At 69.3% G+C, this 23,669-nt stretch carries 20 protein-coding genes; 10 read left to right on the plus strand and 10 right to left on the minus strand.

What is annotated here, in order from left to right:
• The first annotated feature begins 282 nt into the window (after window positions 1-282).
• The 3 genes from CMC5_RS29160 (at window position 283) to CMC5_RS29170 (ending at window position 5,420) form a co-directional block, all read left to right on the plus strand.
• Window positions 283-1,599 (plus strand): hypothetical protein, encoded by a 1,317-nt coding sequence (locus CMC5_RS29160; RefSeq protein WP_050433464.1) that lies wholly within the window; start codon window positions 283-285, stop codon window positions 1,597-1,599.
• Window positions 1,600-2,456: 857 nt separating this feature from the next.
• Complete coding sequence (locus CMC5_RS46125; RefSeq protein WP_050433465.1) at window positions 2,457-3,416, plus strand: acyl-CoA thioesterase; 960 nt, start codon at window positions 2,457-2,459, stop codon at window positions 3,414-3,416.
• A gap of 39 nt (window positions 3,417-3,455) precedes the next feature.
• Window positions 3,456-5,420, plus strand: coding sequence for a CocE/NonD family hydrolase (locus tag CMC5_RS29170; protein ID WP_050433466.1), 1,965 nt, complete (start codon window positions 3,456-3,458; stop codon window positions 5,418-5,420).
• Window positions 5,421-5,530: 110 nt separating this feature from the next.
• Here CMC5_RS29170 and CMC5_RS43280 read toward each other — a convergent pair whose 3' ends face one another.
• Complete coding sequence (locus CMC5_RS43280) at window positions 5,531-6,385, minus strand: nuclear transport factor 2 family protein (protein WP_050433467.1); 855 nt, start codon at window positions 6,383-6,385, stop codon at window positions 5,531-5,533.
• Window positions 6,386-6,527: 142 nt separating this feature from the next.
• Window positions 6,528-7,121, minus strand: a complete 594-nt coding sequence (locus CMC5_RS29180; RefSeq protein ID WP_050433468.1) for a Uma2 family endonuclease — start codon at window positions 7,119-7,121, stop codon at window positions 6,528-6,530.
• 148 nt (window positions 7,122-7,269) lie between these two features.
• Between CMC5_RS29180 and CMC5_RS29185 the strand changes: the two genes are divergently transcribed.
• The 3 genes from CMC5_RS29185 to CMC5_RS29195 all read left to right on the plus strand — a co-directional run bounded on the left by CMC5_RS29185 (window position 7,270) and on the right by CMC5_RS29195 (window position 9,406).
• On the plus strand, window positions 7,270-7,719 hold the full coding sequence (locus tag CMC5_RS29185) for a hypothetical protein (RefSeq protein ID WP_050433469.1): 450 nt from the start codon (window positions 7,270-7,272) through the stop codon (window positions 7,717-7,719).
• A 15-nt stretch (window positions 7,720-7,734) separates the two neighbouring features.
• Window positions 7,735-8,475, plus strand: coding sequence for an N-acetylmuramoyl-L-alanine amidase family protein (locus CMC5_RS29190; protein WP_050433470.1), 741 nt, complete (start codon window positions 7,735-7,737; stop codon window positions 8,473-8,475).
• A gap of 109 nt (window positions 8,476-8,584) precedes the next feature.
• Window positions 8,585-9,406 (plus strand): alpha/beta fold hydrolase, encoded by an 822-nt coding sequence (locus CMC5_RS29195; RefSeq protein WP_050433471.1) that lies wholly within the window; start codon window positions 8,585-8,587, stop codon window positions 9,404-9,406.
• Between the two features lie 84 nt (window positions 9,407-9,490).
• On the opposite strand, the gene CMC5_RS29200 is transcribed toward CMC5_RS29195, so the two are convergent.
• The 5 genes from CMC5_RS29200 to CMC5_RS29220 form a co-directional block, all read right to left on the minus strand.
• Window positions 9,491-9,817, minus strand: a complete 327-nt coding sequence (locus CMC5_RS29200; protein ID WP_050433472.1) for a YnfA family protein — start codon at window positions 9,815-9,817, stop codon at window positions 9,491-9,493.
• Between the two features lie 93 nt (window positions 9,818-9,910).
• Window positions 9,911-10,291 (minus strand): hypothetical protein, encoded by a 381-nt coding sequence (locus CMC5_RS29205; RefSeq protein ID WP_050433473.1) that lies wholly within the window; start codon window positions 10,289-10,291, stop codon window positions 9,911-9,913.
• Window positions 10,292-10,335: 44 nt separating this feature from the next.
• The gene (locus CMC5_RS29210) at window positions 10,336-11,454 is read right to left on the minus strand and encodes a glycoside hydrolase family protein (RefSeq protein WP_050433474.1); all 1,119 of its coding nucleotides are present in this window, start codon (window positions 11,452-11,454) and stop codon (window positions 10,336-10,338) included.
• Window positions 11,455-11,539: 85 nt separating this feature from the next.
• Window positions 11,540-12,607 carry a DMT family transporter gene (locus CMC5_RS29215; RefSeq protein ID WP_050433475.1) on the minus strand — a complete coding sequence of 356 codons (1,068 nt, stop codon included), beginning with the start codon at window positions 12,605-12,607 and terminating at the stop codon, window positions 11,540-11,542.
• A 66-nt stretch (window positions 12,608-12,673) separates the two neighbouring features.
• Window positions 12,674-13,852: a D-Ala-D-Ala carboxypeptidase family metallohydrolase gene (locus tag CMC5_RS29220; protein WP_050433476.1), complete on the minus strand. Its 1,179-nt coding sequence runs from the start codon at window positions 13,850-13,852 to the stop codon at window positions 12,674-12,676.
• Window positions 13,853-14,356: 504 nt separating this feature from the next.
• Between CMC5_RS29220 and CMC5_RS29225 the strand changes: the two genes are divergently transcribed.
• The 4 genes from CMC5_RS29225 to CMC5_RS29240 all read left to right on the plus strand — a co-directional run bounded on the left by CMC5_RS29225 (window position 14,357) and on the right by CMC5_RS29240 (window position 19,823).
• Window positions 14,357-16,048, plus strand: a complete 1,692-nt coding sequence (locus CMC5_RS29225) for a DUF1592 domain-containing protein (RefSeq protein ID WP_050433477.1) — start codon at window positions 14,357-14,359, stop codon at window positions 16,046-16,048.
• A 122-nt stretch (window positions 16,049-16,170) separates the two neighbouring features.
• The gene (locus CMC5_RS29230; RefSeq protein WP_245677811.1) at window positions 16,171-17,424 is read left to right on the plus strand and encodes a DUF1552 domain-containing protein; all 1,254 of its coding nucleotides are present in this window, start codon (window positions 16,171-16,173) and stop codon (window positions 17,422-17,424) included.
• Between the two features lie 26 nt (window positions 17,425-17,450).
• Complete coding sequence (locus CMC5_RS29235; protein WP_050433479.1) at window positions 17,451-18,701, plus strand: FG-GAP repeat domain-containing protein; 1,251 nt, start codon at window positions 17,451-17,453, stop codon at window positions 18,699-18,701.
• Between the two features lie 84 nt (window positions 18,702-18,785).
• The gene (locus tag CMC5_RS29240; protein ID WP_050433480.1) at window positions 18,786-19,823 is read left to right on the plus strand and encodes an SMP-30/gluconolactonase/LRE family protein; all 1,038 of its coding nucleotides are present in this window, start codon (window positions 18,786-18,788) and stop codon (window positions 19,821-19,823) included.
• Between the two features lie 26 nt (window positions 19,824-19,849).
• Here the strand turns inward: CMC5_RS29240 and CMC5_RS29245 are convergent, their stop codons facing one another.
• The 3 genes from CMC5_RS29245 to CMC5_RS29255 all read right to left on the minus strand — a co-directional run bounded on the left by CMC5_RS29245 (window position 19,850) and on the right by CMC5_RS29255 (window position 23,641).
• Entirely contained in the window at window positions 19,850-21,514 is a 1,665-nt protein-coding gene (locus tag CMC5_RS29245) for a gamma-glutamyltransferase (RefSeq protein WP_050433481.1), read from the minus strand.
• Between the two features lie 101 nt (window positions 21,515-21,615).
• Complete coding sequence (locus CMC5_RS29250; protein WP_050433482.1) at window positions 21,616-22,029, minus strand: hypothetical protein; 414 nt, start codon at window positions 22,027-22,029, stop codon at window positions 21,616-21,618.
• Window positions 22,030-22,273: 244 nt separating this feature from the next.
• Window positions 22,274-23,641, minus strand: a complete 1,368-nt coding sequence (locus tag CMC5_RS29255) for a glycoside hydrolase family 5 protein (RefSeq protein WP_063796371.1) — start codon at window positions 23,639-23,641, stop codon at window positions 22,274-22,276.
• Window positions 23,642-23,669: the final 28 nt, after the last annotated feature.

The raw sequence follows: 23,669 nt of genomic DNA on the forward strand, positions 1-23,669 counted from the left end.
TGGCGCAACTTGCGCTTGCAAGGTCCTTCTCGTCGACGTGATGCGATCCCTCCCTCCGTGAGCCGCGCCGCATCCACGCGGCATCGACGCCACACACGCGCAAGGCGTCGCAGGGTTTCGAACCACTGCGCGACGCCCGGGCGCCCCCTCCGACGACGCGCAGGTCTCCGGCACGGTCGCTGCAATGGATACGCGACGACGTTGCACCGCATCGACCAACGTCACCGATCCATCGATGCATGCCACGCCGCCGCGAAGCCGCGGCGGTCGAGGAGCCCTGCCATGTCTTCGAAGTTCCATGTCTCGCTTCTGATCCCCGCCCTGCTCGGCGGCGCCGCCTTCATCGCCTGTGCGCCAGCCGGAGAGTTCGACGATGACAGCGCGGAGGATCTGACCGGCGAGGCCGAGCAACAGGCCATCTGCACCACGTGTGGCGGCGATCCCCCCGATCCGCCCGATCCTGGCGAACCCCCGCCCTACACACCGCCCCCCTGCTCCGCGACGCACACGAACCCGGCGAGCCCCACCCCGTGGTTGAACGCGCCGTCGAGCATGCACCGCTACGCCGGCCGCTACGCCGACCGCAGTGGCTTCCCGATGGGCTTCCTCAACTACCACAAGGCGAACTACGGGCAGGGCACCGTCTGGGGCACCTTCCTCATCAACCAACACGGCTATGCGGGCTGGGAAGACGTCCCCCAGACCACGCTCGGCAACCCGAACGTCAACGACATCCCGGCGATGATGCGCGCCGCGCACACCATCGCCGTCGCACGAGGACACGCCGCCGGCATGCCGACCTTCGAGGAGGCGGTCAAGAACGGCGTCCACGTGAAGGGCATCGTCTTCTTCCCTCAGAGCGGCGTGGAGATCCGGGACGTCCATCCCTGCGAGCTCGGCTACCCCAACATCAACGACTACAGCCAGATGTTCCGCGGCGCGAACGACTACGGCGTGCGCAACGGCCTCTACGCGACCTACCCGACGTTCCACACCCTCAGCACCAGCCAGGGCACGCGGCACCGGCTCGTCGGCTTCAAGGCCGGCAAGACCGAGTGGCGTGACGTGCGCGAGGCCGACCTGTTCACCACCTGCGGCGGCGCCGGGCAGTTCCCTTGCAGCGGACAGTGCGACACGGGCGTGAACCACTTCTGGGATGACCGCTGCCAGGCGGGCCCGAAGCCTCCGCCCTGCGGCAACTACAACCAGCAGTGCTGCAGCGGTGGATGCAACTTCAGCACCCTCTACTGCAGCGCCCAGAATGTCTGCGAGCAGCACGGCAGCTCGACGAGCAGCACGTTCGTGGGCATGTCCCGGGACCCGGCGAACTTCTTCCGGTTCATCAACAACAACGTGCCGAACCCGGTGTTCAGCCCGACGCATGCAACCATCACGTCGATCGAGAACACGAGCGGCCATGCCATGCAGCTCCGGCACGTGGACGTGAACGGCGTCCCCGCAGTCATCAACCTCAACGCCGGGCAGACCGTCTCGCAACCGTTCACGGGCCTCACGGTCGCGGGCAGCTGGAGCGCCGATCTGAGCGGCGTCACCCAGACGAACAGCCCCTCCAGCATCTCGGTGAAGGTCCAGTACTGAGATCCCCGTCTCGGCGCGGCCCCTCCTGAAGCCCCCCAGCCTGGCCGGGGGCGGGCCGCGCGTCGTTCATCCCCAGCGCTCGTCGAACGGGAAGCTCCGAGACCAGAACTCGGTCAACCGCGGCTCGGCGTCGACCCGCTTCACCACCTCCGTCATGTTCGGCGCCACCTCGTAGAAGCGCGGACGCCTCGGCCCACGTCGCCCCTTCGATGAGCGTGTAAGGAATCCCGAGGAGCGCCATCGCAGCTTCCACCGCGACCGAGCCGGAGCCTTCCGCCCCGTAGAGGGTGATGGTCGACATGGCGCGCAAGAGGACCATCCCTCCGGGGGTCGACGCCATGGCGTCCCGGGGGCGGGTAGAGGCCAGGTCATGGATTCCGCCATGGACGACGACACCAGGGCGCAAACTCCCCTCCTCTGGAGGACAGAGCGTCCGGAGGGCTTGCCGGCACCTCTGTCCAACTGGACAGAGCGCCCGGAAGGCTCGCTGGCACCTCTGTCCAACTGGACAGAGCACCCGGAAGGCTCGCTGGCACCTCTGTCCACCTGGACAGAGCGTCCGGAGGGCTCGCTGGCACCTCTGTCCAACTGGACAGAGTGCCCGGAAGGCTCGCTGGCACCTCTGTCCAACTGGACAGAGCGTCCGGAAGGCTCGCCGGCACCTCTGTCCACTTGGACAGAGTGTCCGGAAGGCTCGCCGGCACCTCTGTCCAACGGGACGGACCTCGATGGCGGTGTGCCGTGGCCCCTCTGTTCACCAGGTCACGTCGACCCAGCCTCTCTCCCACCCCTGTCCACCTTCACCACCCATGGGAGCCTGTCGGGACACAACATTGCGCTCATTGAGCCGCCTTCCCATGGACTACGTTCCGCCCGTGGCTGCCGACCTCGCCCTCGACACCGCCGTCACGCCGGTTCCGGAGGTTCCCGGCGCCTTCACCGCCACCCTGACGCCGGCATGGAACTGGCATCTGCCCGCGGGTGGGGTGCTCATGACGGTGGGCCTCCGCGCCATCGAGGCGGCGATCGGCGACCCCTCTCTCCAGCCGGTGTCGGCGACCACCTTGTTCTGCGCGCCCGTGCCCCCCGGGCCCGTGGCGATCCGCGTCGACCTCTTGCGCCGTGGAAACGCCACCGTGCAGGCCCGCGCGTCGGTGCGCTCTCTCGCTTCCCAGGGTACCAGCGGTGCGCCGCCCGGAGAGGGATCGGCGCAGCGAGGGCTCGCAGCCTCCTCGCTCGAACCATGCGGGGCGCCCGACTTCGAGGTGAGCGCCACATTCGCCCGCGCGCGGGAGGCGTTCGGCATCGACGTCCTCGACGCGGCGCCCCCCGTCGTCCCCTCACCCGCGGAGGCGCCGCCGTATCTGGAGCCACGGCGCGGCGGCGCAGGCTTTCCCTTCCTTGCGAACTTCGAGTCGAAGCTCGCGCTGGGGAAGCCGTTCTGGAGGCTCGGGTGGGAGCCCGGGCCGGCGCGCTTCGCCCGCTGGATGCGCTACCTGGTGCCGCAGCGGCGCCCCGATGGCACGGTCGATCCGCTGGCGCTGCCGCCCATCGCCGATCTCATGCCCACCGCCCTCACCCAGAAGCTCGGCCCCGAAGGGCCTCGGTTCATGGCGCCGAGCCTGGACCTCACCGTGCATTTCCTCGACCCTTCGACCTCGGACTGGCTCCTGATCAGCACCTGGGTGCGTCGGGCCCGGGCCGGTTATGCCACGGGGGAGGTGGAGATCTGGGGGGACGACGGGCGCCTCCTCGCATACGGCAACCAGACCATGATGCTGCGCAAACCCACGCCGCCCACGCCGCCCACGCCCTGACACGCGGCGCGTGCCCACGACCTGACGCTGGAGACCACCATGACTTCTCACGCCCCCCTGCCCGACGCCCACTGGTCCCCCGCCCTGCTCGAGCGCACCCGCTGTCGTACGACGCGTCCGGCGATCCGCGAGAGCCGCTACGTCACCATGCGCGACGGGGTGCGCATCGCGGTGGATGTCTACCTGCCACCGGGGCGCGGAGCCGCGGATCGGTTGCCGACGATCCTGCGGCCGACGCGGTACTTCCGGGCCACGGCGGTGCGGCGGCCATTCCACCTGCTGCCCGTCGCGGAGCTGCCGGATCTCTACGCAGACGCGCGGCGGCGCTTCCTCGCGGCGGGATACGCGTGGGTGGACATGGACGTGCGCGGGTCCGGGGCGTCGTTCGGGCACCAGGCATACCCCTGGTCGCGAGAAGAAGTGCGCGACGAGGGCGAGGTGGTGGAATGGATCGTCACGCAGTCCTGGTCGAGCGGGCGGGTGGGCGCGCTGGGCGTGTCCTATGACGGGACGGCATCCGAACTCTTGCTGACGAACGCTCACCCGGCGGTGCGGGCGGTAGCGCCGATGTTCTCACTGTTCGACGCCTACGCAGACGTGGCCTTCCCGGGCGGGATCCACCTCTCGCGGTTCACGGAATCGTGGGGGATGTTCAACGCGGCGCTCGATCGCAACGACAACCCGGCGGCGATGACGATGGCCCTCTGGCTGACGCTGCGCAGCGCGCACCCAGGTGGGGCGGCAGGGCGGCCGACGCAAGAGCGGCTGCTCGGGGCGGCGCTCGACAAGATCCCCGAACCGGCGCTGCGGGCGGTGGTGCGCGGGACGCTGGGCGCAATGCTGGCTGGCGTGCGCCCGGTGGACGAGGATCGCGGCGGGGCGCTGCTCGCGGCGGCGATCGCGGAGCACGCGAGGAACTTCGATGTCCACGCGGCGATGGGGCGGGTGCGCGCGCGGGACGATCGAGGGCTGAGCGCCGAGCTGCCCGACGAGACCATCGACGTGTGCAGCCCGCACCAGCGCGCAGCGGATCTGCGGGCCTCGGGCGCGGCCGTGTACGGCATCAGCGGGTGGCGCGATGGGGCCTACCAGCGGTCGGCGATCCACCGGCACCGCACGGTGGGGACGCCCGGAAGCAAGCTGCTCCTCGGGCCGCTCTGCCACGGGGGGAAGCTGTACGTGTCGCCCGGTCGGCCCACGCGGCCCACGGCGCTGGATCTCGACGGGGAGCTGTTGCGCTTCTTCGATCTGCACCTGCGCGAGCGCGACGACGGGATCGGGTCGGAGCCAGCGGTGCGCTACTACACGACCGGCGAGGAGGCCTGGAAGTCCGCGTCGTCGTGGCCGCCGCCCGGCGCGCAGGCGCGGACGCTGCGGCTCGGTGCGGAGCGGGCGCTGAGCTGGGCCGACGAGGGGAACGGAGCGGATCCAGGTGGCAGCGACGAGGTGACGGTGGACGCGACGCTCGGGACCGGAGAGCGCTCGCGCTGGCGAGGGCTGGTGAGCCCGCTGGTGCAGTCGGACTATGCAGACTGGGGGGCACGCAAGGGGCGGCGGGTGTCGTACACGTCGGCGCCGCTCCCGCGAGACCTGGAGGTGACGGGGCACCCGCTGTTGACGCTGGCAATCGCCGCAGGTGGGCCGGACGTGACGGTCTTCGCGTACCTGGAAGAGGTGATGCCAGACGGCAGCGTGCACTACGTGACCGAGGGTCAGCTCCGGGCGCTGTACCGCGCCGTGGAGGAGCAGGCGCCGTACCAGAGCGCGGTCCCGTACCACTCGTTCATGAGCGCGGACGCGACGCCGCTCGTCCACGGGCAAGAGACGGAGCTGGTCTTCGATCTGCTGCCCATCTCGCACCGCTTCGGGCGAGGAAGCGCGATCCGGCTTTCGATCGCCGCCGAGGATCGCGATCACTTCGAGGCGCCGCCCGAAGGGGGTGGCTTCCGGGTGCTGCGCGGCGCGGGGCACGCCTCGCGGCTGGAGCTGCCGGTGATGGGGTGACGAGGGAGGCTGGTCTGGCGCGCCGTCACGCGCGGATGGCGTGACGTCGCCAGGTCAGAGATGCGGCTGCCAGGCAAGAGGTGGCGGCCCGGGATCGCTCCGAGCAGGCGTCAGGGCTGCGGCTCGGGCGGCGGGGGCTCGGCTTCCTCGTCGCGGTGCTGCAAGGGACCCCAGAAGCCGAGGATGTGGCTGATGCGGCCGTCGGCGGCGAAGAACCCGACGTCGACACCGTGGAGAACGGGCTTGTCGCCCTCGAACATGTTCCAGGCGAAGTGCAGGACGCCGTGCTGCTCGTTGGTGCCTGAGCCAGGGCGGATCTCGCCGGCGCCGCTTTCGAGGAAGCCAGCGATCATCTGGTCGAGGGCGTCGCGGCCGGTGGTCTCGTTCCGGGGGTCGACGAAGTAGCCGTCGTCGGCCCAGGAGGTCTCCAGGAGGGCAGCGCGGGCGGTGGGCTCGGCCTCGGTCCAGGCATCCTGGTAGGCCTGCGAGATGGCGCCGGTCTGCTCCACGGGGGGAAGGTCGCCGGGCAGGAGCACGATGTGGCTGTAGGATCCGCCGGTCGCTGGGGGCTGGAAGGTGACGAGCAGATCTTCGGGGGCAGCACTGGTGCCGCGAACGCGGGTGCGCTGGATGGTGTGGTGGGCGTCGACGGGGGAGCTGCGGACCCAGCCCATGCGGCGCTGGGTGAGGTGGGCGACGAGCGCGTCGACGCCCTCCACGCGGCCGATGGTGTCGACGTAGATCACGGCGGGATCGACGAGACGGGTGAGCGTCTCCCGGTCGGCAGCGCCGAGTGCGTCGAGGAGCGTGTCCATGTCGCGGGTGGAGTTCGCGGCGCCGCCGCCTTCGGTCCCGGCGCTGCCACCAGCACCGTTGCCACCAGCGCCCGAGCTGGAGCCGTCGTCCGAGCCGCAGGCGAGCAGGTTCAATCCAAGGGCGAGACTGGTGAGGATCAAGAAGCGCATGCCGTTCCCTGTAAGCTGAAGAGGGGTCCTCGGTGGCGCGTCGTGGATGCGCCTTGCCGTCGAGGAGAGCCTACCAGGGGCAGCATCACCCGCCTTGGCCATTGCGGCCGGTGAGTTTGCCGAACCGGCCACGCTGGATGGATCAGCGCGCGGCGGGAGCCGTGTCCTCGGCGAAGACGCCGAGGTACACCTCGTCGAGCGCGAGCTTGCACCCGACCGAAGCGAGGTCGAGAGCGCCGCTGCCGTCGGCCTCGTAGAGCGTCCAGGAGCCGTCGTCGTTGCGACGGAACAGCTCCACGCGGCGCCTGGACTGGGACACGAGCACGACCTCGCGGAGCGAGGGGAGGCGGCGGTAGTGGGCGAACTTCTCGCCGCGGTCGTAGGCCTCGGTGCTGGGCGAGAGGACCTCGACGAGCAGGACGGGGTTCACGAGGGTGCTCTCGTCCTCGGGATCACGGGCGAGCTCGCCACACACGACGCTGACGTCGGGGTAGGTGGCGAGGCCGGTGGCGCGGACGCGGATGCGGACGTCGGAGCTGAAGACCTTGCAGCCGCGCCCGCGGAGGGCGCTCCGCAACTCGGCACCGATGTTCATGGCAATGAGGGCATGCTCCGGAGAGCCACCGGCCATCGCGTAGACCTGGCCGTTGACGAGCTCGTGGCGGGTGGAGCGATGGCGCTCCTGGGCCACGTACTCGGCGAAGGTCGTGGCGAGGAGACGCGCGGGCTCGGACATGCGGGTACCAGGAGGTTATCATGAACCCCGGGCGCGTGCCGTGGGAGGCATCGCCCGGCCGCCAATGGCGCTGCCTTCCACCGTCACGGGCGCCCCTTGACGGGGTGAGGGCGGTGCGATCTCCTGCGGGCAGGCGGAGGAGGCGGCGGTGCTGATCATTCACGCCGAGCAGGTCGTGGCGCTCGCCAGGGCAGAGGTGAACGGGTTCGAGGATCGCATGGTCCTCCACCTCGCCGAGGTGATCCCCGAGACGACGGGCTTGGGAGAGGCGGAACTTCGCGCGCAGATCCAGCAGGGTCTGGAGCGCGCGGCGCGCTGGGGGATCGCGCGGGAGTACGATCTCGCGCTGTACCTCCAGGTGATGTTCGCCCTCGGCCCGGGGTTCGAGGAGGCGCCATCGTATGCCTGGGCGCGGACGCTGCTGGATGCGGCGGGGCGAGGGGCGTCGAGCCGTGTCGACGCGCTGCACGATCGGGTCTTCGATCCCGAACACGCGGATGCGCCGATCAAGGACGGGGAGGACGATGACGAACTCCCCGACTCCGCGGAGACGAGCGACGCGTCGGCCACCTCGGCGCGCACGAGCGCGCAGGATTGAGTTCTTCGGAGAAGCATGGCGAACCAGAAGAAGCAGGCTGCAGCCACGAGCACGACCGGCACGACCCCTGACGCCACGGTGTCATCGTGCCCGAACGAAGTCGTGGTGGTCATCGATCCGGGGCATGGCGACGTCCTCCGGGACAAGAATCCGAACAATACCCTCGTCGACCCCGGCACGACCTGGCCGCGCGACAGCCAGGGCAAGGAACCGCCCGGCGTGCCGCTCACGAAGGAGAAGGACCTCGCGCTCGGGATCTCGCAGGCCATCCGGGACAACCTCAAGGGCAAGCCCCACGTGAAGGACGTCGTCCTGACCCGCGAGGGCGACGTGACGGCGCAGACCGTGCGGCACAAATGGCGCAAGGACGTGGCCATGGATCACGACGCGCGGGTCTTCGTCAGCGTCCACATCGAGACGGCCTGGCCCAACCGGAGCCTCCAGGGGCAGCGGACATACTGGTATCCAGGGCCGCTGCGAGCGCAGAGCGAGAAGCTCGCGCAAGCGATCGCGGCGAAATACAAGACCATCGCGCCGCTCGGCACGGGCTACCAGGAGCGGAAAGAGCGCATGGGGCTCATCGAGTTCGGCGCTCCGTACCCGGTGAAGGCCGCGGTGTTGATCGAGGCGGGGATGATCTCCAACGACGGCGATCGGACCACGCTGCACGGCCAGCGAGGGCGCATCGGGGCGGAGATCGCATCCGGGATCGCCGACTACATCGCGAAGCACATCACGCTGCTCTGCCAGGGGTGAGCGCGGGGTAGGCGCATCCGAACGCGCGCTGGAGCATCGGATAGAGGGCCGCCGGAGGAGCTCTGGAGGTCTGTCCAGGGTCGACGCGGCGAAGCGCGAGGAGAACGCCATGCCGTACCTGGAGACACGCGATCGGACGACGATCTTCTTCAACGACTGGGGCGCCGGGCCCCCGGTGGTGCTGATCCACGGGTGGCCGCTGAATGCGGACATGTGGGAGTACCAGTCGTCCTACCTGGCGCGGCAGGGGGTGCGCTGCATCGCGTACGATCGGCGCGGCTTCGGCCGGTCCAGCCAGCCATGGTCGGGGTACGACTACGATACGTTCTCCGATGATCTGGCGGCGCTGATGGAGCAGCTCGATCTGCGGGACGCGACGCTGGTGGGGTTCTCGATGGGCGGAGGCGAGGTGGTCCGCTACCTGGCCCGCCATGGGAGCGCGCGGGTGCGCAAGGCCGTTCTGGTGTCGGCAGTGCCACCGTTCCTGCTGAAGACGGAGGACAACACCGAGGGGGTGGAGCCCGCCGTGTTTGCGGAGATGGTGGACAAGATCATGGAGGACCGGCCCTCGTTCCTCGCGCATTTCGGCAAGCAGTTCTTCGGGGTGGGGCCGCTGAAGCACCGGGTGTCGTCGGAGATGCTGGAGTGGACGCGCAACCTGGCGCTGCAAGCCTCGCCCCAGGCGACGCGGCTCTGCGTGGCGGCGTTCTCGACGACGGACTTCAGGGGGGATCTGCCGAAGGTGCAGGTGCCGACGCTGGTGATCCACGGAGATCACGACACGACGGTGCCGATCGACATCTCGGGGAGGGTGTCGGCGCGGATGATCCCGGGCGCAGAGCTGAAGGTCTACGAGGGAGCGCCCCACGGGCTGTTCATCACGGACAAGGACAAGCTCAACGCGGATTTGATCGAGTTCATCCGGCGCTGAGCAGCACCGCGAAGGCCCCGAACACCGACGCGGGACGCAGAGCTGCCGTCACGGGTCACGGGTCGCCTTCACCACGGGAGCGTCTCAGGACCGCGGAGCGAACGCGATGATCGCCATGCCCACCAGGCACACCGCCGCGCCAATGAGGTCCCATCGATCTGGCGTTTGCTTCTCGACCAGCCACCCCCACACCACGGCCGACGCCACGTAGACGCCACCATACGCCGCGTAGGCGCGGCCCGCGCTCGGATGGAACGACAGAAGCCACGCAAACAGGGAGAGAGAGACGGCAGCGCCAGCGAGCAGCAGCGGTGACCGCGCGCCTCGCACCCAGAGGAACACGAGATAACAGCCGACGATCTCGGCGAGTGCGGTCAGGGCGAAGAGCGGCAGGGTGACGAGGGGTCGCATACGCGTCGCGGCAGTGTACTCCCAGCGCTGCGTGCTGCTCCCGTACGGACGGCAGGGCGCAGAGGGCCCGGGCGCAATGGGCTGAGCCCCACGTCAGCGCGCCGGGGCGTTCCCCGTCGCTGCGGCATCCTCACGGACGCGCACCTGCTCGATGGCCTCGCGGTAGAGCAGCTCGGCCACGGGGGTTCCCTCCGCGCGCTCGGCAAGGATCTTCACGGCCCAAGGCTCGGCGGTATCGAAGGACGGGCCGAAGACCATCATCATGACGGCAAACTTGAAGGCATCCCGGGTGGCGTTCATGCCGAGCGCAGCAGCCTTGTCGATGGCAGCCGACACCAGGCCTCGGGCGGCTTCCTCGGAGGGCCAGGGGGGCGTGCCATCGAAGTGCTCACGGAAGAGGGCGAAGATGCGCTCCTCCGACTCGGCCCTCGCCTCGGCGCCGAGCTGGGCGAGCTGGGTGCTGCTGATGAGCATGCAGGAAGGCTACCACGCGCGCGCGCGGTCACGTCCTCCAGGGATCAGCGCGAGCGGAAGAGGCCGATCCGGGCGTCACCGTCGTCGCACAGGCCCGCCAGACTGCACCCATAAGCCGCCATCAACAGGGAGCCATCGGCGTCGACCAGCACGTCCGACGACAGCACGCGCATGTCGTTCCAGCTCCCGGCAGCTCCAGGGCCGAGCACAGGGTTGCCCGGGTGGCGTTGCCACGTCACACCGTCCGCCGACGTTGCCAAGCCGATCGCGATGCGCGTGGCGTCGCCGAGCGGCTCTTCATAGCCGCTGTACCACATCCAGAACTGGCCACCGAAGTAGCGCACGGTGGGCTCCAGAACAGCTTGATCCCACCCCCCGAGGTCCCGCTCGAGCACGGGCGCGTGATGAGGTTGCCATGTGTCGCCGCCGTCGTTCGAGGTGAGCAGCCCGATGCCGACGGTGGTGCCGGCGCCGGAGTAGTAGAGCCGCCACACGCCGTCCGGTCCGATCACGACGCTGGCGCCGGTGATGAACAGTCCATCCCATGCATCCGGCGCCGGGCGGTAGATGGGCTCGGGGTTTCGCTGCCACACCTTGCCTTCGGGGTCGCTCGACGTCATCTGGCCGAGCGCCGTCCCCTGGTAGGTCGTGGGGCCACCGTCGACGTAGTTAGGATCGCCGGGGCGGGCTTCGTAGCCCATGTAGACCATGCGGTAGCGAGACGTTGCGGGATCGGCGAACACCGACACCGTCTCGACGTGGCGGTCCCACGCGCCGACGGGGGCGGCATCGACGACGGGCCGGTCGACGGGGTCGAGCACGAAGGTCTCCTGTCCGTCCGCGCGCCGTGCACGACCGATGGTGGGCCCCCAGACGGCATGGCTGCCATCGCCTTCCTCGCGAATGCCGCCCGCCGAGAAGTAGAGCAGCAGGTCGCCATCGGCCGAGCGCACGAGCGAGGGATCCGTGGTGGCGAGGCAGGAGAACGAGGGACACGGGCTCGAGAGCGCGAGCGGCGAGACGCTCTCGGCCTCCCATGCCGTGCCCAGGGTCTCCGGAGGTGGAGGTGTCGTCGGGGTGCCCGACGAGCCGTCGTCAGCGCTACCGCACGAAACCGGCAGGACGAGGAGCGAGGCGAGGAGTGGGACCACCTGGGGACGCATGCGTCGCAGGATAGCGGCCCGCAGGCGCGCTGCGAACGGTCATGGGTCGGGGGCATTCACGAGGCGAAGCGGTCGCTGCAACCCGTCACGCGTGTGCGTGCTCGTGATCGTGATCGTGATGGATGTCGGGTGCGTGATCGTGCGCGTGCTCGACATGGTGGTGGTGGTGCGCATGCGTGTGCTCCCCGAAGAACGGCGGATCGTGCACGTGGTCGTGGTGACCGTCGTCATGGCGGTGGGGGTGGTCGTGCTTCATCGCCGGGTGCACGTGGTGATGCTCGTGCCGCTCGGTGATGTGGAGGGCGACCCCCACCGCGAACAGCGAGGCCGAGAGCAGCGTCCAGGGGCCCAGCGGCTGATCGCCGAGGGCCCACCCCAGCGACGCGCCGATGAACGGCGCGAGGGCGAAGACGGAGCCGGTGCGCGCTGCCCCCATGCGCCGCTGCGCGAGCAGGTACAGCCGCAGGCTCAAGCCATAGCCGGTCGCGCCACAGGCGAGCAGCACCAGCGCGGGGCCGGGCCTCGGCCAGGGGTCGTGCGTCATCCAGGCGATGGCGCCCGTGAGCGCAGCGCCGAGCGCTCCTTTGCTCGCGACCACCGCCGAGGGATCCTGCTCCGCAAGGCCGCGGGAGAGCGTATTGTCGAGCGCCCAGGCGAGCGTCGCCCCCGTGATCGCCGCCGCCCCGAGTCCATCGAACCCGACGGAGGAGGCCGCGTTCATGGTGAGTGCGACGCCACCGAGGGCCATCACCAGAAGAGCCACGACGACACGACGGCCGAGAGGCTCGCGGTAGAAGCGCCACGCGAGGAGTACCGTGAACACCGCTTCGAGGTTCAACAGGAGCGAGCCCGTCGTCGCGCCGGACCTCTGGACGCCCCACGCGAGCAAGGTGGGGGCGACACCCGCTCCAAAGACGGCCATGGCGAACAGCCTGCCGAGGTGCTGTCGGCTCAGCCGGGCGCTGTCCGGCGTGGCCACGCAGCCGAGCGCGAAGGCGGCGATGGAAGCGCCCGCGTAGAGCACGGCAGCGGTGGAGAAGGCGCCCACACCTCGCCCGGAGCGCTCGACGACCGGGGTGGTGAGCCCGAAGCTCAGGGCGGCCAGGGCCGCGAGCCCCGCGCCCGCTGCAATGTCGGACCGACGGCGTGTCACGCGCGCAGCGTAACCGGACCGCCACCGGACGACATCACGATGCGGGCTCTCATGAAGCGGCTCGGCTCAGTCGTCTTCTCCACCGTTCGGCGGATCGCGGTCGATGTGTACGTGGGTTGCGTGGGCGAACTTGCCGTCCATCGTGTCGGGGACGCCGTTGTTGTTCTTGTCGGGGGACTCGTCCGAGATCGCGGGGACGGCCTTGTTCGTCGGGTAGATGGCCGTCCCTCCATGCTCGAGGATGGCGGCGCGCCCGCCCGATTTGAGGGCAGCGTTGTAGATCTGGTACATGCCACCCGGCTTCCCGGCGCCGTCCACGGTCGGTTTCATGTCGACGGCGCCACCGTGCTGGTGGTTGCTGTTGGTCACGCCGCCGACGGCCTGGTTGCGACGGGGGTTTCGCCAGCCGCTGTTGACGGTGACCTTGCCGCCGAGGTTCGCCTCGACGGCGGCGAGCAGCTCCGACGTGGCCGAATCGACGACGAGGCTGTAGTTGCCCGTGCGCAGCGAGGGACGCGAAGGGGCAACGACGTGGTTGCGCAAGGGGACGTGGAGCACGAACCTGTCGCCCTTCTTGCCGACGAACCAGGTCCGGAAGTCGACGTACTCCTGCCGGATGATGTCTTTCTCGTCCTGCTTGATGGTCTCGACGACCTCCTGGGTGCCACCGTTGTGGGTGACCGTCGCGGTGATCTTGTACTCGACGGGCTTGTTCGGTGACCGGGAGCCCGAGGCGAGCGGCTTCCGCTTGTCGGCGTTCGGGGTGTAGTCGAACTGGTTGCCCGTGCCCGTGGCCGGCTTGACCACGCCGCTGTGGTCACCGACCGGCTCGATCTTCCAGGTGGCCGAGGCACCGGCGGGCTCGGCGACGCGGACGCTGAGCACGCGCTCCTGGCCGATCAGGAAGGTGAACGGCGCGTCCCAGGGGACCCACTCCTTGTCCAGGTACTTCTTCGTGTAGCGGCTCTTGTGCTCCAGCCGGACCTTGAAGGGGCAGGTGGAGCACGCGCCATCGGCCTGGGTGTCGCCGAGCTTCTGGTCGGCCTCGTTGCCAGCATCCGTCATGCGCTTCGAGAAGCGGGTGGGATCGCCGTCGACGGGCTCGGGGGAGACGGCCTTGCCGCTGAAGGTGCTCGGCGTGCCCGACGTGTTCGGATCGAGGAGGCTCTTGCTCCCGAAGACAGGCGCCTGGAGGCCGGGTTGCTGGGCGAAAGGGGTGGATGAGAAGGGATCGAATTGACCCATGGTGTCGTCGTGCTGCGGCAGGTTTGCGGGCAGGTCGCGAGGGAAGTGCGCTCCTCGTGGAGCGGCACCACCGGTCAGGGGAGCGGAGCGTCCCCTGCCCTGTCAAGGCGAGCGCGTCGAAGGCCGGTGGGCAAGTGCGCGTGATGTTTGGTACAGCACCGGCAACGCGACGCGGCATGTCGCGACAGAGGCGTCTCCCCGAAGTTGTACACGACCGCGGGGGTTCGCGAACGCTGGTCGAAGTGCGCTGACGGATCATGCGACGCATGGCTGTCGCAGACGAGGAGCGTCGAGAGGACCGATGCGCGGGAGCGCGTCGTGCGCGCAGAAATGCATTGAAAAGTGCGTCGAGGTTGCACGGGTTCCGAGGATGGATGGCGCCTCGATGGGATTTTCCTCCAGCACGACATCCATGGCTGAAAAACCGAGCACTACCGGGCTGTTCCATGTTGAGCCACGCGAGCGCGCAGCGCATTCTCGCCGCCGTCTGGAAGGAGACACGCGATGGGTCTTCGTGATCGGCTTGATGTAGCTTCGCCGCGCTGGTTCTCGCGCCTGCGCACGAGCGCGCTGCTCGTGGCGCTCGCCACGCCGGCGTGCACCGGGATCTTCGGCGATCCCGACAAGGTCCCCGGCCCGAAGGGCAACGAGGGGGTCGAGTCGCTGAACGCGCGCAGCCAGTTCCCTCGGCTCAGCCACGCGCAGTGGGAGAACACCACGCGCGATCTGCTGCGCCTCGACGCGCGGACAGGGATGTCGGCGTCGTTCACGCGCGACCCGCTGGGCGGCGTCTTCGACAACAACGAGATCGTTCTCCAGGTGACACCTGGGCTGTGGAGCGACTACCAGGTCGCGGCCGAGGAGCTGTCGGCGCTGGTCACCTCGTCGTCCGAGCTTCTCGGGCGGATCGTACCAGCCGACACGGGCGGCGATCAGGAGGCGCGGGTCCGGGAGTTCGTCACGTCGTTCGGTCTGCGCGCGTTCCGTCGCCCGCTCACGGACGTCGAGGTGGGCCGGTTCCTCGCACTGTACCGGAGCGCGCCGGAGGTGCTCACCGACACGGATCCGTTCGTCGGCGGGATGCAGCTCGTGCTCCAAGCGTTCCTGCAGTCGCCGTTCTTCGTGTACCGGGTGAACGCCGGCGGGACGCCGCGACCGGACGGGTTGATCCCGCTGACCGGCTACGAGATCGCGACGAACCTGTCGTATTTCCTGTGGAACACCATGCCCGACGACACGCTGCTCGAGGCGGCGACGTCCGGGGAGCTGAGCACGCCCGAGGGCGTGCACGCCTACGCCAAGCAGATGCTGGAGGATCCGCGGGCGCACGAGGTGGTGGGCTCGTTCCACGGGCAGCTCTACAAGTTCGAGCACTACCTGGATCTCGCGAAGGACCCGGAGCTGTTCCCGAACTTCACCCCCGAGATGGGCGAGGACATGGCGCGCGAGGCGGAGATGTTCGTCGAGCACGTGGTGTTCTCCCAGAACGGGAGCCTCGCGGACCTGTTCACCTCCCGGACGGCCTTCGTGAACGATCGTCTCGCCGAGGTGTATGGCCTCGAGGGCGACCACTCGGAGGAGTTCAAGCAGGTGACGCTCGACCCGGCGCAGCGCTCGGGACTCCTGACCCGCATCGGCTTCCTCGCGTCGAACGCGACGGCGCGGCAGCCGGACACGATCCACCGAGGCGTTTTCGTGAACCTGCGCCTCCTCTGCTCGAAGCTGCCGTCGCCGCCGAACAACGTGGAGGCCCTGCCGGCGAGCACCGAGGGCACGAACCGCGACCGGGTGGACGCGCACACCGGGAAGGGCACCTGCGGCGCGGCGTGCCACGCCACGATGATCAACCCGATCGGCTTCGCGTTCGAGAACTACGACGCGCTCGGTCAGTGGCGCACCATGGACAACAGCCTGCCGATCGATGCGGCCGACGAGTTCCACTTCGCCAGCGGCGCCCAGCGCTTCGAGAACGGCGTCGAGCTCAGCCAGGTCATCGCCGAGAGCGACGAGGCCCACAGCTGCTACGCGAAGCACTGGCTCCAGTTCGGGCTCGGCCGCGACACGACGGACGCGGACGCGCCCTTGCTCGTGAAGATCGCCGAGTCGTCGCGCGGAGGCGCTCCGGTGAAGGAGCTGATCCTCGATCTCGTCGCGTCCGATGCCTTCCTTACTCGCTCGCCCGTGGAGGCCCCATGATCAACCGACGTCGTTTCCTTCGCGGTCTGTTCGGAGTCAGCATCGCGATTCCGTTCCTCGAGAGCGTGGCGCCTCGCAAGGCAGAGGCCGGGCCGGGCGACATTCCGCCGTTCGCGATTTTCATGCGCCAAGCCAACGGTGTCGTGCAGAGGACGAACGACGAGCCGGAGCTGTTCTGGCCGAGCGCCCTCGGGCCCCTGACCGTCGCGTCGATGACGGCCGACGGGGAGCGCGCCGTGAGCGAGCTCAAGGACTACGCGGAGAAGCTGACCCTCGTCCGGGGTGTGAACTTCGCGTTCCCGGGCAACGGGTGCGGCCACTCGGGCGGCGGCAACCAGTGCCTGACCGCGGCGCGGGTGTCCGACGATCCTTCCGGGAACGCGTCGCTCTCGATGGGCGAATCCATCGACAACCGGATCGCGCGCGAGCTGAACACCCCCGGCGTCGAGCCGCTCACGCTCTATGCCGGCAAGATGAACGGCTACATCGACGAGGTGATGTCGTACCGCGGGCCCAGGCAGCTCCGCGCTGCCGAACGGAACCCGTACAACGCGTACATGGCGCTGTTCGGGTTGTCCCAGCTCGAGCCCGAGGTGCTGAAGCGTCTGGCGGCCCAGCGGACCAGCGTCAACGACCTGGTGCGCGAGCAGATGAACACGCTCCTCAAGAGCACGGCGCTGAGCAAGAACGACCAGCAGAAGCTCGACATGCACTTCCAGTCCATCCGCGATCTGGAAGTGACCATGAGCTGCCAGCTCCCCGACCCGACCGTGCTCGAGATGGAAGCGATCTCGGGCAGCGCCGGCGCGAACGACAACGTGGAGGCCGTGGCGCGGATGCAGATGGACATCATCGCGCTGGCGATGGCCTGCGGCGTGACCCGCGCGGCGACGCTCCAGATCGGCGACGGTAACGACAGCACCGAGTACACGATCGACGGGGTGCGTCAGAAGAGCTTCCACAAGATCTCGCACCGCATCGACAGCGACGGCGACTCGGGGCCGCCCATCGAGGGCGCGATGATGCTGCACCACAAGATCGACCGCATCCACGGACGGCTGTTCAAGCACCTCCTGGACCGGCTGTCGGCGTACGAGTTCGGCAGCGGGAAGCTGCTCGACTACGGCGTGGCCGTGTGGCTGAACGATCTGGCGAACAAGTACCACTCGTACACGAACGTGCCCTACGTGCTCGCGGGCAGCGCGAACGGCTTCCTGAAGACGGGCCACTACATCGACGCGGGTAACGTCGCGAACAACCGGCTGCTGAGCACGATCGGCGCGGCCGTGGGCTGCCTCAACGAAGAAGGTGCGCCGCTCGACAACTTCGGAGACTCGAGCCTCCCGCGAGGGCACATCAGCGAGATGCTGGGCTGACCATGCCACACCGAAGGGGAGGGGCCATGAAGGGCGTCGCCGGGGGACTCTCGGTGGCGCTCGCGCTGGTGGTCGCGGCGTGCAGCAGCGACGTCGACCCGCCGGGGACACCAGGAGGCACGGGCGGGGGGGGAACTGGCGGCACCGGCGGCTCGGATGGGGGGGCCGGCGGCGCGGCGGGTTCGTGCGTCGATGCGCCCCCCGGAGACGACCTCTCCTTCGTCGCCGGAGGCACCTACGCGGCCGTTCCCCCGAGCACCGAGGTGAACGCGCTCGCCCTCGGTGATCTCGACGGCGATGGCCGTGTCGACCTCGTGTTCGGAGGGAACCCGAGCCCGACGGCGCAGGTGTGGCTCAACGGTGGCGACGGCACGTTCACCAGCCGCGGCGCGGTCCCCCTCGATGACTGGCCCAAGGCGCTGTACCTGGGCCGCCTGGACGCCGACGCAGGGCTCGACCTGGTGAGCATTTCCGAGTGCGCGGCCTCGGACTGCGCCTACCTCGAGGTACTCTCCGGCCTGGGCAACGGCACCTTCCTGACCGCGCAGAGGGCGATCGTGCCCGAGAGCCACATGGACGTGCTCCTCAGCCGGGCAGCAATCGGCGACGTCGATGGTGACGGGCGCGACGAGATCTACGCCACCGGAGAGTCGGAGCTCTACGCCTGGCTGGTGCGGCGGCAGATGAGCGGCATGCTGGAGGCCAGCGAGGTGCGCGCCTTCGACGCGGTGGTGCTGGCCGACTTCGACGGCGATGGCGCGCTCGACGTGGCGGGCACGACGGCGGACGCGGATCTGTACGGCCTGCACGTGCATCTGAACGATGGCGACGGCACCTTCATCGTCCGCGCTCAGGTGGCCTCTCTGGCGCACCGGACACGCCACCTCGCGGCTGGCGATCTGAACGGCGACGGGCAGCAAGACCTCGTGACGATCGACGAGATGCAGACCCTGCAAGTGTGGATGGGCTCGGAGGATGGGAGCACGTTGACACCGAGCCAGTACGCGCTCGGAGCGGGACCGAACCGGTGGCCCGTGCTCGCCGACATCGATGGGGACTGCGATCAGGATCTGCTGCTCACCAGCGGCTCCCGGGTGCAGATCCTGCTGAACCGGGCCGGGCTGCTCGTGGAGGGGCCCCAGATCGACGTGGGAGGCGAACCGAGCGCGCTCGCGGTGGTCGACGTCGATGGGGATGGTCGGCTCGACCTCGTGGTGGCCCGGCGCGATCTCGCCGATGTGCGCGTGTTCTTCAACCGCCATTCTGCTGCGCCCTGATTCTCGCGTCCGAGGTGTGCGCGAATCGGGCGCGCCGCAGCGTCGAGGTCTGGTAACGCCTCGGTCGACGACTAGACTGCGCGCATGCGTTTCCTACATGCTTTCGCGCTCGGTTTGCCCCTCGCCCTCCTCGCTGCGTGCGGAGGCGACGACGATGGCTCGTCGACCACGACCACGAGCACCACGAGCACCACGTCGACCTCGGGCGACGGCGGCAGCGGCGGTCAGGGAGGCCAGGGCGGTGGGACCGGGGGCAACGGAGGCCAGGGGGGTCAGGCCGGCGGGATGAGCTGGGAAGGGGTGAACCCCATCGAGGACATCGACGCCGTCAGCATCGTGTCGCAAGGCCACAGCTTCACCGAGGGGACCTGCTGGTTCCCCGCGGAGTCCGTGCTGCGGTTCACCGACATTCCGAACAGCCGCATCCACCAGGTCTCGGCGGGTGGTGACGTGACGGTGTGGCGCGAGCCCTCGGGGCAGACCAACGGCCTGGCGCTCACGCCGAACGGCGAGGTGATCGCTTGCGAGCATGCGAACCGGCGGGTCACCCGCACGTTGGCCGACGGCACCGTGGAGGTCGTCGCGGAGCGCTACCAGAACAACCGCTTCAACTCGCCCAACGACGCCATCGTGCGGAGCGACGGGACGATCTACTTCACCGATCCGACCTACGGTCTCGGAGGCGCGCCGCAGGAGATCAATTTCAGGGGCGTGTTCCGGGTGGCGCTCGACGGGACGGTGAGCGTGGTGAGCAACGCTTTCACCCAGCCGAATGGGATCGCGCTCTCGCCGGACGAGAAGACGCTCTACGTGACGGACTCGCAGATCGGTGAGCTGCACCGGTTCCCCGTCGAGGAGGATGGGTCGACGGGACCTGGAGAGCGGATGCTGGACGGGATCGCGGGCCCGGACGGGATGGCCGTGGACGACGGGGGCAACCTGTACCTGACCACCGGCAACGGGGTGCTGGTGCTCCAGGCCGATGGGACGACCTGGGGGACGATCCCGGTCCCGCAGCAGCCGTCGAACTGCGCGTTCGGCGACGCGGACCGGAGGACGCTCTACATCAGCGCCCGCACCTCCGTGTACAAGGTCCGGCTGGGCATCCCCGGAAAGCCCTGAGGCGCGACGGCGACCCGGGGGGGCGCCTACCGCGATTCGTCCGCCGCGACGGCCGCCGACCAGGGGGACATGACGTCGGTGATGCCCGCGAGGGTGCTCTCCTCGCGCCGGATGACGTTCGGCGCAGCGAAGCGCTCGGGGGCGGTGACGTGCTCCACGACGTCGAGCGTACCGTCGGCGGCGAGTCCCTCCAGCACGTCGGGCGGCAGCCGGCGGTCGGCGCTGACGAGATCGGGGCCCATGACGTCGAGGCGGGGAGCATGGGCGACGTCTTCCAGGGTCATGCCGAAGTCGAGGGCGAAGGCGAGCACCTGGTAGACGCTGGCGAGGATGCGGCGGCCGCCCGAGGAACCCGCCGCGAGCAGGGGGCCCGCGGTGTCGTTCGCGGAGACGGTGACCGGGCACATGTTGCTGAGCGGGCGCGCGCCAGGGCGGATGGCGTTCGGGCTGCCCGGGGTCGGGTCGAACCACATGACGCCGTTGTTCATCAGCACGCCGGTGCGGGGGAGCACGACGCGGCTGCCCATGGAGGACAGCAGGGTGCTCGTGAGGGCGATCATCGTCCCTTCGCCGTCCGCCACGGTGAGGTGGGTGGTGCAGGTGCCCGGCGGTTCGAGCGTCCGGGTGCCCTGGGGCGAGCCAGGGGCGCCCGTGGCGGTGGGATCGGTGCCGGGTGGGGCGCTGGCGCCGAGGCCGGCCAGACGGGCCGCGTAGGCGCCCCGCAGGGCCTGGGCGAGGGCACGGAACCAGGGGGCATCCGGGGCGGCGCCGAGGGGGGCGTCGCGCATGGCCTCCACGACGCGGGCGAGGGTCGGCGAGGCGGTGAGGCCACCGGCGGTGTGGAGGGTATAGCGACCACGCCAGTCGAGGCGCGTCGCGGGGTAGAGCGAGGCCCGGCACTGCGCGAGATCGTCGGCGGTGATCAAGCCGCCCAGCGCGCGGATGTCGGCGATGAGGTCCGCTGCGACGCCGCCTTCGTAGAAGTCGCGCAGGCCGCTCCGGGCGAGCCGCTCGAAGGTCTCGGCGAGGTGGCCGAGCCGGAAGAACTGGAGCCCGCCCTGGTAGGGCGGGACGGGCGGCAGGCCGTCGGGGAGGTAGATGCGGGCACTCTCGGGGTAGAGGCGGAGCATGCTGGCCTGTGCGGCGATCTTCAGGGTGGCGAGCCAGTCCTGGGGCAGGCCACGCCGGGCCAGGGCGATGGCCGGGCCGAGCAGGTCGCTGACCGGCATGCCGCTGCCGAAGCGCTCACGCAGGAGGTCGTAGCCGGCGACCGCGGACGGGGTGACGAAGGACAGGGGGCCGTGGATGTTGCGGTCCCCCTCGACCTCGGGCCAGGTGAACAGATCGCGCTTCATGCGCCCGGTCAGCGGGAACGCGGAGGGGTCGACGCCTCCTGGTGCGACGGGTCCGAAGTCGACCACCTGGGCCTCGGCCTCCCCGGTGCGGTGGACGACCGCGAAGCCGATGCCGCCGATGCCGCTGCTCCAGGGCTCGACGGCCGAGAGCGCGAACGCGGCGGCGACGGCCGCGTCGGCCGCGTTGCCGCCAGCCTCCAGGACCTTCGCCCCCACCTCGGCCGCCGCGCGGGACTGGGACGCGCAGACGCCGCGACGACCGCGCGCCGCGGGCTTCTCGACGTGCCAGGTCTGCGTGACGTGAGGGCTGGGCTGGTAGTCGGAGAGATGGGACATGGTGGCTCGTGCAGGGCTCGTGGTGCGTCGGGAGAGGACGGGAGCCTCTTCCCAAACGCCCACGAAGACAACCCCGCAGCCACCCGGAGGGGGCCGTCAGGTCACTGCACGATGGCCATCTCGTAGGCGTTGTGCGGGTTGTACTTCACGGTGATGACGTCGCCCACGCGAGGGATGGCGATCTTCGAGACGGCCGTGCGGAGCTGCATCTGGAACGGCTGCTGCCCCTCGGGGTACACGTCGAGCATCAGGTCGACGACGGGGTTGAAGTTGATCAGGGTACCCGTGTCCTGGATGTGACGCACCGTGGCGCGCGCCGGGACGCCCGTGGCGAGGATCCGCTGCTGCATGTCGGCCTGGTTCAGGTGCGCCTGGGCTTGCTCGATCCCAGCGTTCATCTGGTTGGCGGCGCTCTTGCCCATGAAGAGGCGCGTGAGCCATCCCATGAACCCTTTGCCCTGAACCAGATTCTGCGCCTGCTGCAAGTTCGCTCGCGGATCTCTGTACTGCGTCATGGCCGGTCTCCTGGGAAGCGCTCCGTCGGAACGAATGACGAAGGCACTACGTTGAAGGTAAAAACCTGCCGGGAGGGTAGCCCGCCGAAGAGAGAGGCGCGATCCGAATCCACTTCACACGACCCCAGGGAGCGCGCATGTTTTGCGTGGGGACGCAGCCTGCGCCCCGCAGCGGCACGCATGAACGACGTGCGCAGCGCTCGTCATCGTGACGCACTCGCACGACTGCACGAGCCGCGTCGTTTCAGCCAGGCCAGGGCTGCGAGGAGAACGTTCCCACCCCGCCCTGGTCGTCGGTCGCGGTGAAGATCACCTGGGTGCCGGCGGGTACGGCGCTCGGCGGGCTGATGGCCCACTCGCCCCAGGACTGGAGCACGAGCGGGTAGGTCGCGTTACCGACCTTCGCGGTGACGCTGGTGATGACGCGACCCGGATTGGACACGGCCACCTGGATCCACCAGGGGTTGATGTTCGGCGAGACCGAGAACTGGAACAGGGGCGAGGGGGTCGGCTCTTCGTCGTCATCGTCGCCACCTCCCGGATTCCCGCTCCCATCGAGGAGCTTCTGCTTCACGAACGCACCCGACGTGGTGAGCTCGGAGCCGATCCAGGGGCCGGTCGTGTTGGCGTGCGGGAGGAGCGCCGAGGCCGTCTCCTGCTTGCGGTTCAGCGACCAGTTCGCCCAGCTCAGCTTGTTGGTGTTCATGTAGTCGATCCACACCTGCGACTCGGCGAGGTTCAGCCCGCCGTTGCCGGAGGCGTCGCACGTGCCCCACTCGGTGACGAAGAGGGCGACGCCCTTGTTCAAGGCGTAGGTCGCCTTCTGTCGGAGGCTGCTCCCGTGGGTTCCCGCGTAGAAGTGCAGGGTGTAGGCGATGTTCGCGTACTGGGTGATGGGGTTGTCGGCGGCCAGGTTCACGTCCTGGGACCAGGTGGGGGTGCCGACCACGACCAGGTTGTTCGCGCCCTCGGCCCGGATGGCACCGATCACGGTCTCCGCATACGCCTTCACGTCGGTCCAGGCGTGGTAGTTCAGCGGCTCGTTGAAGATCTCGAAGATGACGTTCGGCGTGTTCCTGTAGGCGCGGGCCATCCTGCCGAAGAAATCGCGGGCCTGCTGGGTGTGCTGGTGGGCGGCGTGATCGTGCCAGTCGATGATGACGTAGATCCCCTTGGCGATCGCCGCGTCGACGACGGTCCTCACCCGGTTCTCCTCGGCCGTGGGATTCACGAGGTAGCCGTCCGGCTCCACGCCCAGCGCGGCGCGGACGAGGTTCGCGTTCCAGCCGTCGGCGAGCGTATTGACGACCGAGGCCTTGTAGAACTCATTGCCTGGTCCGCCGGTCTGACCCCACTGGCTCCAGAAGAGGCTCATGCCGCGAAGCTGGACGTCGCTCCCGTGCTGGTCCTTGATCCGGTTGCCGACGACCTGGAGCGCGCCGTGCTGCGAGACCGGCGTGGGGTTCGCTGCGAGCGCCACCTCGTCGACGAGCTCGGCGCTCTCGTCCGAGGACGCCACACAGCCCGCCAGCGTCGCCTGCAGAAACGCGAGACCGAGACCGATTTGCCATGCTGGAGTCGTCAACCCGTCGAGAAGCGAGCGCTCGTTCATTCCGACCTCCTGGTGAATGGACACTGGA

Source organism: Chondromyces crocatus (assembly GCF_001189295.1).
Taxonomy (GTDB): Bacteria; Myxococcota_A; Polyangia; order Polyangiales; family Polyangiaceae; genus Chondromyces; species Chondromyces crocatus.

What these genes read in the sequence shown, in the direction of transcription:
- CMC5_RS29200 (WP_050433472.1), bottom strand. Translation starts at nt 9,817, where the DNA reads ATGCGACCCCTCGTCACCCTGCCGCTCTTCGCCCTGACCGCACTCGCC.
- CMC5_RS46125 (WP_050433465.1), top strand. Translation starts at nt 2,457, where the DNA reads ATGGACTACGTTCCGCCCGTGGCTGCCGACCTCGCCCTCGACACCGCC.
- CMC5_RS29235 (WP_050433479.1), top strand. Translation starts at nt 17,451, where the DNA reads ATGAAGGGCGTCGCCGGGGGACTCTCGGTGGCGCTCGCGCTGGTGGTC.
- CMC5_RS29180 (WP_050433468.1), bottom strand. Translation starts at nt 7,121, where the DNA reads ATGTCCGAGCCCGCGCGTCTCCTCGCCACGACCTTCGCCGAGTACGTG.
- CMC5_RS29195 (WP_050433471.1), top strand. Translation starts at nt 8,585, where the DNA reads ATGCCGTACCTGGAGACACGCGATCGGACGACGATCTTCTTCAACGAC.
- CMC5_RS29205 (WP_050433473.1), bottom strand. Translation starts at nt 10,291, where the DNA reads ATGCTCATCAGCAGCACCCAGCTCGCCCAGCTCGGCGCCGAGGCGAGG.
- CMC5_RS29220 (WP_050433476.1), bottom strand. Translation starts at nt 13,852, where the DNA reads ATGGGTCAATTCGATCCCTTCTCATCCACCCCTTTCGCCCAGCAACCC.
- CMC5_RS29255 (WP_063796371.1), bottom strand. Translation starts at nt 23,641, where the DNA reads ATGAACGAGCGCTCGCTTCTCGACGGGTTGACGACTCCAGCATGGCAA.
- CMC5_RS29210 (WP_050433474.1), bottom strand. Translation starts at nt 11,454, where the DNA reads ATGCGTCCCCAGGTGGTCCCACTCCTCGCCTCGCTCCTCGTCCTGCCG.
- CMC5_RS29240 (WP_050433480.1), top strand. Translation starts at nt 18,786, where the DNA reads ATGCGTTTCCTACATGCTTTCGCGCTCGGTTTGCCCCTCGCCCTCCTC.
- CMC5_RS29190 (WP_050433470.1), top strand. Translation starts at nt 7,735, where the DNA reads ATGGCGAACCAGAAGAAGCAGGCTGCAGCCACGAGCACGACCGGCACG.
- CMC5_RS29160 (WP_050433464.1), top strand. Translation starts at nt 283, where the DNA reads ATGTCTTCGAAGTTCCATGTCTCGCTTCTGATCCCCGCCCTGCTCGGC.
- CMC5_RS29225 (WP_050433477.1), top strand. Translation starts at nt 14,357, where the DNA reads ATGGGTCTTCGTGATCGGCTTGATGTAGCTTCGCCGCGCTGGTTCTCG.
- CMC5_RS43280 (WP_050433467.1), bottom strand. Translation starts at nt 6,385, where the DNA reads ATGCGCTTCTTGATCCTCACCAGTCTCGCCCTTGGATTGAACCTGCTC.
- CMC5_RS29245 (WP_050433481.1), bottom strand. Translation starts at nt 21,514, where the DNA reads ATGTCCCATCTCTCCGACTACCAGCCCAGCCCTCACGTCACGCAGACC.
- CMC5_RS29230 (WP_245677811.1), top strand. Translation starts at nt 16,171, where the DNA reads ATGCGCCAAGCCAACGGTGTCGTGCAGAGGACGAACGACGAGCCGGAG.
- CMC5_RS29250 (WP_050433482.1), bottom strand. Translation starts at nt 22,029, where the DNA reads ATGACGCAGTACAGAGATCCGCGAGCGAACTTGCAGCAGGCGCAGAAT.
- CMC5_RS29170 (WP_050433466.1), top strand. Translation starts at nt 3,456, where the DNA reads ATGACTTCTCACGCCCCCCTGCCCGACGCCCACTGGTCCCCCGCCCTG.